Raw genomic sequence first — 16631 nt, 5'->3', positions numbered from 1 at the left:
AAAACCCGGCCTTTCGAATTTGTGGGCTATTTGCTGCTATCTTCTTCCGCTCTGGCGGTTACGGAAGAACGCCTATGATAAGGGCGCCAATGAAGGCAAATGCAGCACAGATCATCAATGCGTTGATTGGCCTCGTAAGTCCCATGTCATAGCCTCCTCTATGAAAGAGCTATGGGCGGAGTCTAGGGTCATTTGTGCCACAGGCAAGCGGAAAATATGCTGCAATGCGACGCGATTGTGGAATTTGCGACCTGCCATTTGGTGTTAGGCATTGAAACTCTTCGGCAATTGCCCGCCGGCGGGCTGTGAATAAATTGTGACGGGTCTGTGGCGGAAGCGTGGCATGGCAGCGCTACCATCCCTAAAGCGCGTCGCGTTTGAGCGGATTCACGCAACGCGCTTTAGGTCTTTGTTTTTGTGCATGTCGTTCTCTCAAAACCGGGTCCACTTTTGAGCGACATGCACTAGCGCCGACCAAACACCCGTCCGTCGATCGTCACCAGGCCGAAGGCGATCAAGGCCATGCCGCAAAACTCGAACAGAGCGAGCCGCTCGCCGAGGAACAGCAGGCCCAGCAGAATGGCGCTGGCCGGGACGATGAGCGTGACCAGCGACGCGTTGGTGGCGCCGGCAGAGGCGACGAGGTTGAAATAGAGAATGTAGGCGAAGGCCGTGGACAGCAGCGCCAGCGCCAGCACCGCCGCCCAGACCGGCGGCGAGGCCGAGAACAGGCCGGCCCGGCCGTAGGTGAACAGCACCACCGGGATCATGATGATGGTCGACGCCGTCAATTGTCCGGTGGCGATGACGGGCGAGGGCATGCCCTTGAAGCGGCGGGCGATCATCAGCGCGACAGCGTAGGACAGCGAGGCGCCGATCAGCGCGAACTTCGCCCAGACCGGGCCGCCGAGCCCGGCCAGCAGGCCGGGGCCGATCATGACCGCGGTGCCGGCGATGCCGAGCCCGATGCCGGCAAGCTTGTTCCACGACAGCTTTTCGTCCGATGTCAGCGCATTGGCGAGGATCAGCGTCCAGAACGGCGTCGTCGCATTGAGCACCGAGGCGACGCCGGCGCCAAGCGCGGTCTGGCCGGCGAAGATCAGCGAGAACGGCACGACATTGTTGGCGAGCGCCAGCAGGAAAAACAGGCCGGCATGTGGAAAGGCGAGGCGGAAGGACGGGCCGCGAATGGCGAGATAGAGCTGCAGCGCGACGGCCGCGATGGCGACGCGAAACAGCACCAGCACCAGCGGGTGCATCTCGGCAACGGCGATGCGGGCAAAGAAGAACGAGCCACCCCAGATCGCGCCGAGCAGCAGAAGCTGGCCCCAGTCCCTGAGCGTCATCGGTCCGCGCTGCACGGATGTCGTGGCAATTGCCATTTCGAATCGTCCTCCCCAGACGGCGCGAGCGCCAGTCGGTCAGGCAAAAGGCATATCGGGTCCAGCGACAAGGGCCACCCGAAACCTGATCGGATGGCAGACGTACCCATTTGGACCTAACGCCGTAGCATCAGCGCCGCGAGACACAGAATCGTTTTCTTTAGCCGCTAGCTTGGATTAATTGTGCGCAGCCGAGAAGTCAGGGGATTCGTCCATGCAGCGATTCGAGAATGCCCGCGAGGCGGCGCTGGCGCTTCGTCCTGACGACCCGGTCTACTGCTTTCGCCCGCAGGTGCTGAAGGCGGACGCCAAACAATTCATGGGCATGTTTCCCGGCAAGACCGCCTATGCGGTCAAGACCAATGGCGAGCAGATCGTGCTGAAGGCGCTGGTCGAAGCCGGCGTCACTGCCTTCGATGTGGCTTCGCCCGGCGAGTTCGCCGCCGTGCGTGCGGTCTCACCCGATGCCGAGATGCTCTACATGCATCCGGTCAAGGCGCAGTCGGACATCAAGTTGGCGCTGGAGAAATACGCCATCCGCGTCATTTCGCTCGACCATGAGGACGAGATCACCAAGCTGACGCGCGTGGTGCGTGCGCTCGATATCGATCCGGGCGCCATCAGCGTCTTCGTGCGCATCCAGACCAAGGGCTCGGCGGCTTACGAACTGTCGAAGAAATTCGGCGCCGGGCCGGCCTATGCGGTGGAGCTTGCCGAGCGGCTCAACCGCACCGGCTACAAGGTTGGGCTTTGCTTCCATGTCGGCAGCCAGATCGAGGATCCCGACACTTATGAGCGGGCGCTGGCCTCGGCCGACTGGGTGCGCAACCGGCTGACCTTCGACGTGGCCGGTCTCGACGTCGGTGGCGGTTTTCCCGCCGAATATGGCCATGATCCCAACCGCAAGCAGGTCGAGATGCCGTCGCTCGGCCAGATCATGTCGCGGCTGTCGGGCGACCTCGTGGAATATCAGTTCGACCAGGTGCCGCTGGTGGCCGAGCCTGGTCGGGTGATCGTGGCGCGCTGCCTTTCACTGATCGTGCGCGTGCTGCTGCGCAAGGGCAAGCGGCTCTACATCAATGACGGCATCTGGGCGTCGCTGTCGGATTCATGGACCGGCAAGATCACGCTGCCGGCGCGATTCATCCCCGATCCGGCGATCCGCTCGCGCAATGGCGAGGAGAAGAACATCGTGCCGTTCAAGGTCTGCGGCGCGACCTGCGATTCCGTCGACATCCTGTCCAGGCCGTTCTGGCTACCGGAAACCGTCGACACCGGCGACTGGATCGAGATCGGCCATATCGGCGCCTATTCGCTGTCGCTGCGGACCCGCTTCAACGGTTTCTATCCCGACACTTTCGTCGAGGTGACGACGCCCTTCGACGAAGGCGATGCGCCGGAGGGCTTTGCCAGCCTGGAGACGATGGCGGATTAGGCCACCCCGCCACCGGCCTGGATATTCTCGCCGGTCAGCCAGCGGGCCTCGTCGCTGGCCAGGAAGACCGCGACATCGGCAACGTCGCGCGTGGCGCCAATCCTGCCGAAGGGCGACATGCCGGCGGCCACGGCACGATCGCGCTCGGGAAGCAGGTCCGTGTCGGTGAAGCCCGGCGACAGTGCATTCACGGTGATGCCGCGTGCCCCGAGTTCCCGCGAGAGCACGCGGACGAATTGTTCGACGGCACCCTTGCTGCCGAGATAGAGCGCCGTCTGTGTGAAGAACATCTTGGTGCCGCCAGTGGAGACCGCGATGATCCGGCCGCCGTCGCGTACACGGCGCGCTGCTTCCTGAAGCGTGAAGAACGTGCCCTTGGCATTGGTTCCGAAGACAAGGTCGAAATCGGCTTCACTCACCTCGATGGACGGCTTGATGATGGCGACGCCGACATTGGCAACGACAATATCTATCGCGCCCAATTGGTTCTCGGTCTCGTCGAACAGGCGACGGACATCGGCAAGAACGGACATGTCGGCCTCAATGGCGATTGCCTTTCCGCCCTTGCTGGCGATAGCGACCACGACCTCGTCAGCTGCTTTCCGGTTGCTGACATAATTGACGACGACGGCAGCGCCCTTGGCCGCGAGCCCCTCGGCGATGGCTCGCCCGATACCGCGCGAACTGCCGGTGACGAGTGCGGTTTTACCTCGCAAGGACTGGGACATGATCAATTCCTTCAACCGTTCAGGCCCGCGGTCGGCAGGCCGATGGTTGAGAAATAGGGCAATACAACTGATCATATAATGGACTATTATCTAACTGGCTTGTTAATCCAGGAATACACAATGCGTGGTTCCGAATTCTCCCAGCTCAAGGCATTTGCCGCGATCGTGGAGGAGGGCAGTTTCGTTCGCGCCGCGGCGCGGCTGCGTGTGTCACCGCCGTCGCTCAGCCAATCGATCCGGCAGTTGGAGGCTCGTATCGGGGTCAGGCTGCTCAACCGCACGACCCGCAGTGTTTCACCGACCGCTGCCGGCGATACGCTGTTTGCCCGGCTGGTGGCTGCATTCGGCGAACTGAACGGTGCTGTTGCCGACGTTCAGGCCGGACGGGATCGGCCGGCGGGATCGCTGCGCATCAACGTGTCGCGCGTCGCGGCGATGCGTTTCATCGCGCCTATCCTGGGAGACTTCCAGCGCGCCTATCCCGAAATCGCGCTGACGGTGATCGTCGACGACATGCTGACCGATATTGTCCAGGGCCGGTTCGATGCCGGGATCCGTCTCGGCGAGCGGCTGCAGAAGGACATGGTGGCAGTCAAGCTCAGCGAGGATCTGCAAATGGCGGCGGTGGCTGCCCCGGCCTACCTTGAAGGCCGCGCAATTCCCCGTCATCCCCAGGATCTGCACCAGCACCAATGCATCAATTTTCAATGGCCGGGCGGCGGCAACATCTACCGGTGGGAGTTTTCGCGCGGCAAACGGGTTCTTGAAATCGCAGTCCAGGGCAGCCTGACCGTCAACGACACCGGGCTGATGCTGAATGCGGCGCTGGGTGGAGCCGGTGTCGCCTACATGATCGACTATCAGGTCCAGCCGTCGATCGGGGCTGGCAGGCTGGTGAGATTTCTTGAGCCCTGGTCGCCCAGCTTCCCAGGCTTCTTCCTGTATCACCCAAGTTCGAGACACGTCCCGCCGGCTTTGAGAGCATTTATCGATTTCGTTCGGGCGAGGACTAGAGAATAGGGAATACAGCTTGGGGAGGTTCTACTGCCTACGCCCTGCTGCCTACTTCTTCACAACTTCCCCAACAGTTCCGGCGTCGGCCAGCCATCGACCGGCATGCCAAGCCGCATCTGTTCCTTGCGGATGGCTTCGCGAGTGTTGGTGCCCAGAATGCCGTCGACCGTGCCGACATCGTAGCCACGCGCTTCGAGCTTGGTCTGCAATTCCTTCATTTGATCGCCATTGAGCCCGGTTTCGGGATTGCGCGGATCGAACTGCTTTGCCCCTGCCAACCGCGCCGCGAGGTTTGCCGCCGTCAGGGCGTAGGTGAAGGACTGGTTCCATTCGAGATAGACGTCGAAATTGTCATAGGCGAGGAAGGCCGGGCCCTTGCGGCCCATCGGCAGCGCCAGGCCGGCCTTCAGGCCGTTGTCGATCAGCGGCGTGCCGTCGGGATTGGTAACGCCCCAGGCGGCCCATTGCGACAGCGGCAGCTTGTTTGTGCGGCCGGTCTGCTCCCACGGCATGTCCTCGGGCACGCGCACTTCCTCGATCCAGGGCTGGTCGCGTTTCCAGCCGCGCGACAGCACCTTGTTGGCCGTTGTCATGATCACGTCGGGCACGCTGCGCCTGAGGTCGACGATGCCATCGCCGTCGCCGTCGACGCCGCGCGCCAGATAGTCGGAGGGCAGGATCTGCGTCTGGCCAACCTCGCCGGCCCAGGCGCCGGTGACGTCGGCCGGCACGGCGCCGCGATCGATCAGCATCAAGAGCGGCACCAGCTGCGGCCTAAACAGCTGCGGGCGGCGGCAGTCATGCGACAGCGTCACCAAGGCGCTCAGCGTGTGGAAATCGCCCTGCACTGCGCCGAAATCGGTCTCCAGCCCCCAGAAGGCGGTGATGATCGGCGCCTGGACGCCGAACTGCTGGTCGGCGCGGGCAAAGACGTCGGCGTATTTCTTCAGGTTGGCCGCACCCTGCTTCAGCCGGTAGGCCGAGATCATGCGGTTGGAGAACTGGATGAAGGTCTGGGCGAAGACGCCCTGGGCGCGATCGCGCGCCAGCACCTTGTCGTCGATGTTGGCGGCTTCCAGCGCATCGAGGCCGACAGCGCCGACACCGGCTGCCTTGGCTTCCGCCGCCACGCCTTGTTTCCAGGCTTCGAAGTCGCCGCCGCATTCCTGCGCTGCCGCCGGCATGGCCGCGGCGCTGAGCAGCAGGGCCGCGAGCAGCCCGGAGCGCAGTCGGTTCTTCGACTGTTTCCGGCCCTGATATCCCTGTGGTTGCAAATCGGTTCGCATGGACCGTCGAAAAGCAGGCGGCGGCGCCGGTGTCAACGGGTGTTCTGCCGCGGCCTGCGGTTTCGGACGGCTTCGCTGCCGTTGCGCCCGGTGTCAATGCGTGTTCTGCCGCAGCCACTTTTTCCAGGCGGTTTCGCTGCCGTTGAAAACGTTGATATCGGATTTGCCGGTCATGCCGGGAACGATGCCGGTTCCGGTGTACTGCCAGAAGGTGAAGGGGTGGCTGCCGTATTTCTGGCGGGGATGGCCGGCAACCGAGCGCAGCCAGTAGGGATAGCCGCGGAACGTCGAAAGGTCGTTGTCGTCGAAGAAGTCGACCGAGGTGTAGATGATCGGCTTTTTGCCATAGTGCCGTTCGACGATTTCAAGAAAGGTGGTCATCTCCGCGCGCACCGTCGCCGAATCCGGACGCAGCCGGCAGGTCGGCGATTTCGGGTTCCATTCCATGTCGAGCACCGGCGGCATGGCCGAGCGGTCGACAGGCACGTTTTCGATGAACCAGCGCGCCTGGGTGGCGGCCGGCGTGCAGAAATAGAAGAAATGGTAGGCCGCGCGCGGAATGCCATTGGCTTTGGTGCGGGCCCAATGCTCGTTGAAATAATCGTCGAAACGATCGCCGCCCTCGGTCGCCTTGATGAAGGCAAAGGAGATGCCGCTGGCCTTGGCTGTCGGCCAGTCGACCGACGTCTGGTACTTGGAGACATCGGTGCCGTGAACGGCGTAATTCCAGGGCGCGCCGCTGTCCCATTCATGCGGCTTGGAGTCTTCGAAACGCGGTGCGTGCACCGCAACCGTCGGGCTGCTCGAAGGCGACATCGACGGCACGAGATCGCCGGCGGTCGAGCAGGCGGCCAGCAGCGTCAACGTGATGAGGGCCGCGAAACGGCGCATCGCATTTCCCGAGCCGGAATCAGCCGGTCGCTGTTGGGTTTTGTTGTTGCGGGTAGCCCCACCAGACCAGACGATCGCCCCACAGCATCGCCCGATTCTCTATTTCTCGTGCATGTCGTTATCCCAAAACCGCTCAGCACTTTTGGGCGACATGCACCAGTGATCGCCGATCATGGTTGATAACAGGTTGACGGCGCTCGACAAGAACACCGATTTTGCGGAAGCAATGGCGGCAAATCGATGACATAAACCGAGCCGCAAGCCGCCGGGCAGCGGAAAAGCAGGGACTTAAAAGATGCGGGTCGTCGTGAAGATCATCAAATGGCTGCTTGGCCTGGTCGTGCTGGCGGTCGCCGCATTGTTTGCCTGGCTCTACATCGCGCCGCCGGAACTGATCCGCGTCGGTTCGGGCTATTCGGCCAAGATCGTCTGCTCGAATGTTTTTATCGCCGGACGTGATCCCAATGAGGTGCTTGCCGTCGACGTGCAGGCACCTGGCCATCCACTGCTCAGGCTTATGAAAGTGTCGGTCGACAAGAACAGGGGGACCGTCTCGGCCGGGCTGCTCGGCTTCCTCGGCAAGAGCGTTGCCGTCGCGCGCGACGGCTTGGGTTGCGCCTTGGTTCCCGATGGCGATGTCGGCAAGGTACGGCGCACGACAATCCCCGCCGAAGCGTCGGCAACCACCAGGGGCGATCTGTGGCCGGAGGGAGATCGGGTCGATGCCTCGCAGAATCCCGAGATCGGCAAGATCCTCGACGATGCAGGGATGACCGGAACCGGCATGCGGGCTGTGGTGGTGGTGAAGAACGGCCGCATCGTTGCCGAGCGCTATGGCGACGGGTTTTCGGCGAAGACGCCGCTGCTCGGCTGGTCGATGACCAAGACGGTCAATGCCGCGCTTGTCGGCACGCTGGTCAAGGACGGCAAGATGGCGGTGACCAATCAGGGCCTGTTCGTCCCCTGGAAGGCGGACGGCCGCGCCGCCATCAGTCTCGCCGACATGATGGCGATGTCGAGCGGGCTGGAATTCAACGAGGATTATGGCGACGTCGCCGATGTGACGCGCATGCTCTATCTCGAGCCCGACATGGCGGGCTTCGCCGAATCCAAGCCGATGACCGGCGAAGTGGGTAAGGTCTTCTCCTATTCGAGCGGCACGGCGGTGATGCTGTCGCGGCTGTGGCAGGACGCGATCGGCGACAAGGCGAAGGCGCTGGCTTGGCCACGGACCGCGCTGTTCGCGCCGCTTGGCATGCAAAGCGCGGTGCTCGAAACAGACGAAGAGGGCACCTTCGTCGGCTCATCCTATCTCTACGCCACCGGCCACGACTGGGCGCGCTTCGGCCAGTTCCTGCTGCAGGGCGGGGTGTGGAACGGCAACCAGATCCTGCCGGCCGGTTTCGTCGACTGGATGCGCGAGCCGGCGCCGGCCTCGAAGGTTTATGGCAAGGGGCAGTTGTGGATCGAAGCGCCGGGCGACGAGGAAAATCCTGGCGCCGGCGTCGCCGCCGGCCTGCCCAAGGATACCTACTGGATGGAGGGCCATGACGGCCAGACGATCGCCATCATCCCTTCAGAGCAATTGGTCGTGGTGCGGCTCGGGCTGACGCCGGCCAAGCTCGGCTACCGGCCGCAGGTGATGCTTGGCGCGCTGGCGAAGGCGCTACATTAGACTCTTGGCTGCGCGATCACCGCCAGCCAGGCATAACCGCGATAAAGCGTGCGGAAACGGAAACTTGCGCCGGTTCGCCGAGATTCCGATTCCAGGACTTCGCGCAACGATTCACGCGGCGCGACGTGGAATTTCCTGAGCCAGCCGCGCAACACGGCCCGGAACCAGCGCGGCAGGCCTTCCTGCTGGCCGAAATCGACGACATGCAATGAGCCCCCGGGCGCAAGTGCTGCAAGCGCTGCTGAAACCGTCTTTTCCCAGCCAGGGATCATCGACAACGAGTAGGACACGAAGATGCGGTCGAAACGCTCGACGCCGAACAGTGTCTTGGCGTCGAAATCGGTGGCATCGCCGCGCGCCAGCACGACGCGACCGGACAGGCCTTCACGGCCAATGGCCTTGCTGGCCGTCTCCAGCATTTCCGCCGAAATATCGAGACCGAAGAAGCGCGCCTCCGGATAGCGGCGGGCGGCAAGCGCAATGTTGCGGCCGGTGCCGCAGCCGAGTTCGAGCACTGTGCCGTTCGCCGGCACGTCCAGCCCCGATATCATCTGGTCGCGGCCGAGCAGGTAATATTTGCGGGTCAGATCGTAGATATGGCGCTGCCAGCGATAGACGCCGTCCATCAGTTCGGCGTGGTCGGCCGGCAGTTCGCTCGTGCTCATGCCGCGCGCTTCACATAGAGGTGGAAGCCGCCATAGATCGCCGAGCGGTCGCGGGCCGAATAGTCGCGCGAGGCCTCGTCCTCATAGTTCCACTGGTCGAGCAGCGAAGTCGAGACGCGGCCGGGCAGCAGGCTGGGTTCGGCAGCGGTGCGGAAGATGACGCGGGCACCGACCGAAGCGGTGCGGGTGATCTCCGACCACAGCGCGTTTAGCTGGTCATCGGTCATCCAGTCCTGCGCGTCGAGCAGGATGAAGCGGTCGACGGTCCCAGCGTCCTTGCCGGCCAGGAATTCGATCAGATTGGCGTGGTGGATGCCGACGCGATCGACATTGTTGCGGATCGCCTTGTAGTTGGCCTCTTCGAGATAGGCGGGCAGGGCGGCTTCGCCCGGATTGGGATAGCGGCGGGCGAAAGCCTGCCAGGCGAAATAATTGTTCTTCAACGGAAAATCACAAGCGAGCTTTTCCAGCCGGGCCTTCAGCACACTGGCCATCGAACCGTCGCCCGAGGTGATCAGCGAATCGTACTGCGCCGGCGGAATGCCGAGACCGAACAGCGAGGCCTTGCGCGAGGTCGCCCAGCGGAGGAGCTTCTTGTCGAAGACCGGCGCCAGCTCTTCGTTGAAGAAGCGACGCTGGTCGGCAATGCTCTTCGACGCCATGATGCCGGCGGGGTCGACACCGAAGAATTTGGCGGTGCGATGGCCCATGGCGATGAACAGGCCGAGCAGGCCGGTCTGGTAGAAATTGCGGTCGAAGACGGTGATGCGCCGGCGGCCGCGCCAGTTGCGACGCTCCCAATAATGGCGGCTGACCGGATCGAGATGCGGCGCGATGAAGCGGTCATAGGCTTCCGAATTGTGGCTGGTGTCGGCGGCGCCGAAGAAGCGGAACAGATCGCCCTGCGAAGGCAGATGCCGGACCGCCTCCAGCTTCATCCGGTTCAAGGCGATGTGGGCGGCGTTGAGATCGACCGCATCGACGCGTTCAGGCGACCGGGTGAGGTAAGCGAGGATATTGCAGCCGCCGGAGGCGATGGTGACGACGCGGTGGCCCTGGCCAAGCTGCATGGCCTCCATGTCGACCTCAGGGTCTTCCCAGATCTGCGGATAGACGAGGCCGGAAAACAGAAGCGCAAACAGCCGCTCGGAAAGGCCGGCCTTCGACAGCGGGCGGTTCTGGTAGACCGCTTTTCCGACTTCCTTGCCACGGCGAAAGACCAGATCTGCCGAAACGTCCGTCATGGCTAATGATTCCCCGTTTGCTTTGGCGCAAGCGGGTAGCGCAGCGTCATGACAGGCCAGTGACAGGCTGTTGACGCTTCAGCTTGTTGTTTTGATGCAAGTCGTTTTCTCAAAACGGATGAACAATTTTTGGGCGACGTGCATTAATCTTGGCCAAACCCGCCCGGCGTCGGCGTCGTCAGGATGACGGCGTCACCGGCGTCGAGCACGGTCTGGTCGCAGGCCATCAACGTCTCGACGCTGCCGTCCTGGCGGCGGACCTTGGTCGAGCCAACTTCGCCGTCACCGCCGCCATCCAGGCCTTGCGGCGGCCGGTTGCGGTGCGAAGACAGGATGGCGCATTCCATCTTTTCGAGGAAACGGATCGTCCGCCTGGTGCCGTCGCCGGCATCCCATTTGCCCTTGCCGCCGGATCCCTGGCGGATGTGGAAATCCTCGAGCAGAACGGGAAAGCGCAGTTCCAGCACTTCCGGGTCGGTGAGGCGCGAATTGGTCATGTGGGTGTGGACGCCGGAGGTGCCGGCAAAGCCGCGGCCGGAGTTCATCTGCCCGGCCGGCGAGCCGGAACAGATCGTCTCGTAATACTGGTACTGCTTGTTGCCGAAGGTCAGGTTGTTCATCGTGCCTTGCGCGTTGGCCATGGCGCCCATGGCGCCGAACAGCGCGTTGGTGACATGCTGCGAGGTCTCGACATTGCCGGCGACCACGGCGGCGGGGTAGGCGGGCTTCAGCATCGAGCCGTCAGGGATGATGATGTTGATTGGCCGCAGACAGCCGGCATTCATCGGGATCATGTCTTCGACCATGACGCGGAAGGCGTAGAGGACGGCGGCGCGGGCGACGGGCTCCGGCGCGTTGAAATTGTTCTTCATCACAGGCGACGTGCCGGTGAAGTCGACGGTCGCCTCGCGCTTTTGCCGGTCGACCGTGATCTTCACCTTGATGACCTGGCCGGTGTCGGTTGGGTATTCATATTCTGATGCGTCGGGCAGCCGCTCCAGCACGCGGCGCACGCTTTCGGCGGCATTGTCCTGGACATGGCCCATATAGGCTTCGACGACATCGAGGCCGAAATGGGCGACCATCTTGCGCAGTTCCGCCACGCCCTTTTCATTGGCTGCGATCTGCGCCTTGAGGTCGGCGATGTTCTGGTGCGGGTTGCGAGCGGGGTAGGGGTGGTCGGTGAGCAGCGTCTGCAGTTCCGCCTCGCGGAATTTTCCGCGATCGACAACACGGAAATTGTCGAACAAAACACCTTCCTCGTTGACGGTAGTGGCGAGCGGCGTCATCGAGCCGGGGGCCGTGCCACCAATGTCGGCATGATGACCGCGTGAGGCGACGTAGAAGAGGATTTCCTCCCTCGTTGAGGGGGAGGTGGCGGCGAAGCCGCCGGAGGGGGTCGGATCGACCGGGCTCGGCGCTCTTGCGGTGCCTTCTGAGAGGACCCCACCCGGCCGCTGCGCGGCCACCCTCCCCTCAAGGGGGAGGGAAAAGACCGGCGTCACCACGGTGATGTCGGGCAGATGCGTGCCGCCATTGTAGGGGGCATTCAGCGCAAAGACGTCGCCGGGATGGATGTCGCCGGAGTTCAGCCGGATGATGGTCTCGACCGATCGGTCCATGGAGCCGAGATGCACTGGCATGTGCGGCGCGTTGGCGACCAGCGCGCCGTGACGGTCGAAGACGGCGCAGGAAAAATCCAGTCTTTCCTTGATATTGACGGAATAGGCAGTGTTCTGCAGCGTGACGCCCATCTGCTCGGCGATCGACATGAAGAGGTTGTTGAAGACCTCCAGCATCACCGGATCGGCGTCAGTACCAAGGGCGGCAGCGCGCACTTTCCGTTCCGCGCGGCGGATGACGACGTGATTGAGATTGGTGATTTCGGCCCGCCAGCCCGGCTCGACGACGATGGTCTGGTTCGGCTCGATAATGAGAGCGGGTCCCGCCACCAAATTGGAGGGGCGCAGGTTTTCGCGGCGGTGGATGCCGGCTTCATGCCACCGGCCCTCGGTGTAGATGCGCCGCGTTCCGGAAGCGCCGGCTTCAACCCGGGCAGGTCCTGCGGGCGCATAGGCTTCGGCCTTGGCCTCTGCGATTTCGCTGCCTTCGACGCCAACCGTCTCGACGATCATCGGCTTGTCGTCATAGACGAAACCAAACTGCGCCTTGTGGGCGATCTCGAAATCGCGCCTGGCCTGGAAGATCGAGTCCTGCTCGAAATTCACCGGCAGCGTCGTGTCGGTGCCGTCGTAGCGGATGTGCAGAACCGGCCTTGCGGCAACTTTATCCTCGGCGATGCCTTGCGCCGCGAGTTCGGCGATGACGGCCTTTTTCAACGTGGCAATGAGGCTGTCGATCTCTGACCTGGACTCTTCCGCCAGCGGCTTGAGCAGCGCCTGCTGGCGCGACGCGAAGATTGACGACAGACCGATGCCGTACGCCGACAGCAGGCCGGAGAAGGGGTGGATCAGCACCGCTTCCATGCCGAGCGCGTCGGCAACCAGGCAGGCATGCTGGCCGCCGGCGCCGCCAAAACAGTTCAGCAGGTATTCGGTGACGTCGTAGCCGCGCTGGACGGATATCTTCTTGATGGCGTTGGCCATGTTTTCGACGGCGATGGTGACAAAGCCTTCGGCGACGGCTTCTGGGGTGCGGAAGTCGCCGATTTCGGCGGCAAGTGCGGCGAATTGTTCGCGTACCGCGGTCGCGTCCAGCGGCTGGTCCTGGCCGGGGCCGAAAATTGCGGGGAAGAAATCCGGCTGCAGCTTGCCCAGCATCACATTGGCGTCTGTGACGGCGAGCGGGCCGCCGCGCCGGTAGGCGGCCGGGCCGGGATTGGCGCCGGCGGAATCCGGCCCGGCGCGAAAGCGGCCAGCTTCGTAGTGCAGGATCGAGCCGCCGCCGGCAGCCACGGTGTGGATGCGCATCATTGGCGCGCGGATGCGCACGCCGGCGACCTCGGTGTCGAAGGCGCGCTCATATTCGCCGTCATAATGGGCGACGTCGGTCGAGGTGCCGCCCATGTCGAAGCCGATGACTTTCTCGAAGCCGGCGAGCTTCGCCGTTTCGACCATGCCGACGACGCCGCCCGCCGGACCGGACAACAGCGCATCCTTGCCCTGGAACATGTCGGCGGCGGTGAGCCCGCCCGACGACATCATGAACATGAGGTGGGGGCTTTCCCTTCCCCTCGAGGGGAGGGTGGCGGCGGAGCCGCCGGGTGGGGTCGGATCGATTGGGCTCGACGCTCCGGCGGTGCCTTCTGAGAGGACCCCCTCTGGCCGCCTTGCCGACTGCCCTTCGCTATGGCTCCGGGCGTTCGTCGCTGAAAAAGCCAAATCGTTGGCTTTTTCTCGGCCTTCGGCCGACCGATCCTCACCCCCCACAAGGGGGGAGATTGGCGCTGCGCCCAGCTCGCCCGCCACCCTTTGCACATACCTCGACAGGATCGGCGAGAGATAGGCATCGACCACGGTGGTGTCGCCGCGACCGACCAGCTTGATCAGCGGCGAGACCTCATGGCTGACCGAAATCTGCGAAAAGCCGATCTTCCGGCAGACTTTCGCCACCGCCTTCTCGTGGTCGGGGTATTTCCAGGCATGCATGAAGACGATCGCCACCGCATCGATGCCGTCAGCGCGGGCCTTTTCGATCGCGGGACGGCAGGCGGCGATGTCGAGCAGGCGCTCGACATCGCCATTGGCGCGCACGCGTTCGTTGATCTCGATGACACGCTCGTAGAGCTGTTCGGGAAGGATGATCTCCTTGGCGAAGATATCTGGCCGCGCCTGATAGGCAATCTTCAGCGCATCGCGAAAGCCCTTGGTGATCAGCAAGAGCACGCGGTCGCCCTTGCGCTCCAAAAGCGCGTTGGTGGCGACGGTGGTGCCCATCTTGATGTCGCCGATCAGGCCGGACGGAATGGCGGCGCCCGATTTCAGACCGAGTAACTCACGGATGCCGGCTATGGCCGCATCAGGGTAGGCTTCGGGATTTTCCGACAGGAGTTTCCTGGGATGCAACCCGCCGTCCGGGTCGCGCCCGATCACGTCGGTGAAGGTGCCGCCGCGGTCGATCCAAAAATCCCATTTCTTGTCCACGCAGAGCTCCGGCATTTCATTTGGTTTCAGACTGTTAGAGCATGATGCTGAAAAGTGTGAAGCGGTTTTCGGACGACATCATGCTCTACTTTCTGATTTAGAGGCGAATTCAGATTCACGTCGATTCGACCTGAAATCATCCGCCTCTGGGCACGCAATCGCCCGAGCTGCAATCACCGCCTGGGATGTTACATCAGGAAATGCAACGTTACGAAACTCATGGCCGTCTGATGCATTTCCTCGTCGAGCGTTCACAGCAATGTGAGCGTGTAGTGAAGGAGAGATGTTATGAAAAAGCTCATTCTTGCGTCCGTTTCTGCCCTGGCCCTGCTCGGCGTTGCCGCCTGCAGCGACAGTGGTACGGACAACACCACCACCCAGAGCACCAATCCGCCGGCGGCCGAACAGCCGATGCAGCCGGCAAACCCCGATACCCCGAAGCCTGCTGAACCGGCTCCGGCAACGCCTGCTCCTGCCGCCCCCGCGCAGTAGCAGCAGTCTCGGTCACTTTGATGTGACGAGAGAGGAGGCCGGCTTCGCGCCGGCCTTCCTGCATTTAGGGCCGGGGCCGGCCGTTTCGTGGGCTACGATCGGTTCATTCCTATGATTTGCGATCTGGCGCGTCAGCGTTTGCGTAAATCGATCCACCCCTGCGGCGCTGTCTTGGCTTGATAGCGGTGGCTGGCGGCCCTAATAAGCGCTCATGTCGATTTGGGATCGCCTTGGCGAGTTCATCAACCGCGTTTCCTCTTCAGCCAATTCGGGCATCGCCGAAGTGGTCGAGGCCGTGCGAACTGTTTTTTCCGGCGATGCGGATCTGCGCCGGCGTGTTGCCTTCTCTGTGGCGATGATTGCGCTGTCGGCCAAGATGGCCAAGGCCGACGGCATCGTCACCCAGGACGAGGTGCGGGCGTTCCAGGAAATATTCGAGGTGCCGAGAGAGCAGACCCGCAACGTGGCGCGGCTCTACGATTTGGCTAAGCGCGACGTTGCCGGGTTCGAGACCTATGCCGAGCGCATGGCGCAGATGTGCGGCTCGGGCCATTCGAACTGTGTCATGCTGGAAGACATACTCGACGGCCTGTTCCATATCGCCAAGGCCGATGGGCTGGTGCATGAACGCGAAGGCATTTTCCTGCACCGCATCGCAGAGATTTTCCGCATCGACGAGGTGCACTACGAGGCGATCATGGCCAGGCACGTCAATCTTGGCGCCGGCGACCCCTATGTTGTGCTAGGCATCGAGCGCGGCAAGCCGTTCGAGGAGGTCAGGAAGCGGTATCGCAAGCTGGTCTCCGACAATCATCCGGACCGGCTGATCGCGCGCGGCCTGCCGCAGGAGTTCATCAAGATCGCGACGACCAGGGTTGCGGCGATCAACGCGGCCTATGAAATGATCGAGCGGGGCCTTAGGCACGCATGAGCGGCTTCCTGCCCGACGAGCCAGGCGCCGAGGTCAGGGTATCGCCGAATTTCGGCCCGCGGCGCGAGACGCTCAGACCCGACATGATCGTGCTGCACTATACCGGCATGGCGACGGGTGCTGCAGCCGAAGCCTGGCTGTGCGACCCCGCCAGCGAGGTTTCCTCACACTATCTCGTCCACGAGGACGGCCGCATCGTCCAGATGGTGCGCGAGAGCGACCGGGCCTGGCATGCCGGCGCAAGTTCCTGGTTCGGGCGCACCGACATCAACTCCTGCTCGGTCGGCATCGAAATCGTCAATCCCGGCCATACGCTCGGTTATTCGGCCTTCCCGAAGCGGCAGATCGAAGCGGTGATTGGCCTCTGCATGGGGATAATCGGGCGGTATTCTATCGCGGCTCAACGCGTGCTCGCCCATTCCGACATCGCGCCGGGGCGCAAGATCGATCCGGGCGAGAAATTCCCCTGGAGGGTGCTGTTTGCGGCGGGGGTCGGCCATTTCGTGCCTGCGGCGCCGATCCGGCGCGGCGCGGTACTGAAAGCTGGCGATACCGGCGCCGAGGTCGAGGCGCTGCAGTCGATGCTGGCGCTCTACGGCTATGGCGTGGAGATATCCGGTGTCTTCGACCGCCAAACCGAAATCGTCGTCGAGGCGTTTCAGCGGCATTTCCGGCCACGCCTGGTGGATGGCGTCGCCGACGGTTCGACGATCCGCACGCTGCAAAGCCTGCTGACTTCCCTTAGGTCAGCTGCGTCTAAATAACCTTTTCCTGATATTAGAGTT

General features: G+C 63.0%; 13 protein-coding genes. 6 read left to right on the top strand and 7 right to left on the bottom strand.

Annotated features, from left to right (window positions below; translation table 11 throughout):
- Nucleotides 1-464: 464 nt before the first annotated feature.
- Complete coding sequence (locus AC04SG_RS09675) at nucleotides 465-1382, bottom strand: DMT family transporter (RefSeq protein ID WP_488550834.1); 918 nt, start codon at nucleotides 1380-1382, stop codon at nucleotides 465-467.
- Between the two features lie 214 nt (nucleotides 1383-1596).
- On the opposite strand from AC04SG_RS09675, the gene AC04SG_RS09670 reads away from it, so the two are divergent.
- Nucleotides 1597-2817, top strand: a complete 1221-nt coding sequence (locus tag AC04SG_RS09670) for an alanine racemase (RefSeq protein WP_488550833.1) — start codon at nucleotides 1597-1599, stop codon at nucleotides 2815-2817.
- Here the strand turns inward: AC04SG_RS09670 and AC04SG_RS09665 are convergent.
- Nucleotides 2814-3545, bottom strand: coding sequence for an SDR family oxidoreductase (locus tag AC04SG_RS09665; protein WP_488550832.1), 732 nt, complete (start codon nucleotides 3543-3545; stop codon nucleotides 2814-2816). The two genes, AC04SG_RS09670 and AC04SG_RS09665, sit on opposite strands and share 4 nt — an antisense overlap.
- A gap of 120 nt (nucleotides 3546-3665) precedes the next feature.
- On the opposite strand from AC04SG_RS09665, the gene AC04SG_RS09660 reads away from it, so the two are divergent.
- Nucleotides 3666-4565, top strand: a complete 900-nt coding sequence (locus AC04SG_RS09660; protein WP_488550831.1) for a LysR family transcriptional regulator — start codon at nucleotides 3666-3668, stop codon at nucleotides 4563-4565.
- A 50-nt stretch (nucleotides 4566-4615) separates the two neighbouring features.
- On the opposite strand, the gene AC04SG_RS09655 is transcribed toward AC04SG_RS09660, so the two are convergent.
- Nucleotides 4616-5845 carry a lytic murein transglycosylase gene (locus AC04SG_RS09655; RefSeq protein WP_488550830.1) on the bottom strand — a complete coding sequence of 410 codons (1230 nt, stop codon included), beginning with the start codon at nucleotides 5843-5845 and terminating at the stop codon, nucleotides 4616-4618.
- Nucleotides 5846-5938: 93 nt separating this feature from the next.
- Nucleotides 5939-6736 carry a glycoside hydrolase family 25 protein gene (locus AC04SG_RS09650; RefSeq protein ID WP_488550829.1) on the bottom strand — a complete coding sequence of 266 codons (798 nt, stop codon included), beginning with the start codon at nucleotides 6734-6736 and terminating at the stop codon, nucleotides 5939-5941.
- Nucleotides 6737-7031: 295 nt separating this feature from the next.
- Here AC04SG_RS09650 and AC04SG_RS09645 point away from each other — a divergent pair, with 295 nt between their 5' ends.
- Complete coding sequence (locus AC04SG_RS09645; RefSeq protein WP_488550828.1) at nucleotides 7032-8411, top strand: serine hydrolase domain-containing protein; 1380 nt, start codon at nucleotides 7032-7034, stop codon at nucleotides 8409-8411.
- Here the strand turns inward: AC04SG_RS09645 and AC04SG_RS09640 are convergent.
- The 3 genes from AC04SG_RS09640 to AC04SG_RS09630 form a co-directional block, all read right to left on the bottom strand.
- On the bottom strand, nucleotides 8408-9076 hold the full coding sequence (locus AC04SG_RS09640; RefSeq protein ID WP_488550827.1) for a class I SAM-dependent methyltransferase: 669 nt from the start codon (nucleotides 9074-9076) through the stop codon (nucleotides 8408-8410). The two genes, AC04SG_RS09645 and AC04SG_RS09640, sit on opposite strands and share 4 nt — an antisense overlap.
- Entirely contained in the window at nucleotides 9073-10320 is a 1248-nt protein-coding gene (locus AC04SG_RS09635) for a BtaA family protein (protein WP_477231539.1), read from the bottom strand. The genes AC04SG_RS09640 and AC04SG_RS09635 overlap by 4 nt, the downstream gene beginning before the upstream one ends.
- Before the next feature lie 143 nt (nucleotides 10321-10463).
- The gene (locus tag AC04SG_RS09630; RefSeq protein WP_488550826.1) at nucleotides 10464-14423 is read right to left on the bottom strand and encodes a hydantoinase B/oxoprolinase family protein; all 3960 of its coding nucleotides are present in this window, start codon (nucleotides 14421-14423) and stop codon (nucleotides 10464-10466) included.
- A gap of 288 nt (nucleotides 14424-14711) precedes the next feature.
- Between AC04SG_RS09630 and AC04SG_RS09625 the strand changes: the two genes are divergently transcribed.
- From AC04SG_RS09625 to AC04SG_RS09615, 3 genes are all read left to right on the top strand, one after another.
- Nucleotides 14712-14915: a hypothetical protein gene (locus tag AC04SG_RS09625; protein ID WP_181055739.1), complete on the top strand. Its 204-nt coding sequence runs from the start codon at nucleotides 14712-14714 to the stop codon at nucleotides 14913-14915.
- A 211-nt stretch (nucleotides 14916-15126) separates the two neighbouring features.
- On the top strand, nucleotides 15127-15846 hold the full coding sequence (locus tag AC04SG_RS09620) for a J domain-containing protein (protein WP_192258460.1): 720 nt from the start codon (nucleotides 15127-15129) through the stop codon (nucleotides 15844-15846).
- Nucleotides 15843-16610, top strand: coding sequence for an N-acetylmuramoyl-L-alanine amidase (locus tag AC04SG_RS09615; protein WP_488550825.1), 768 nt, complete (start codon nucleotides 15843-15845; stop codon nucleotides 16608-16610). Before AC04SG_RS09620 ends, AC04SG_RS09615 begins: the two co-directional genes overlap by 4 nt.
- Nucleotides 16611-16631 lie beyond the last annotated feature (21 nt).

The organism is Mesorhizobium sp. CNPSo 4684, from assembly GCF_057784315.1.
Note: the sequence above shows the minus strand (reverse complement) of the source record. Positions and strands in the feature narration are given on the sequence as shown.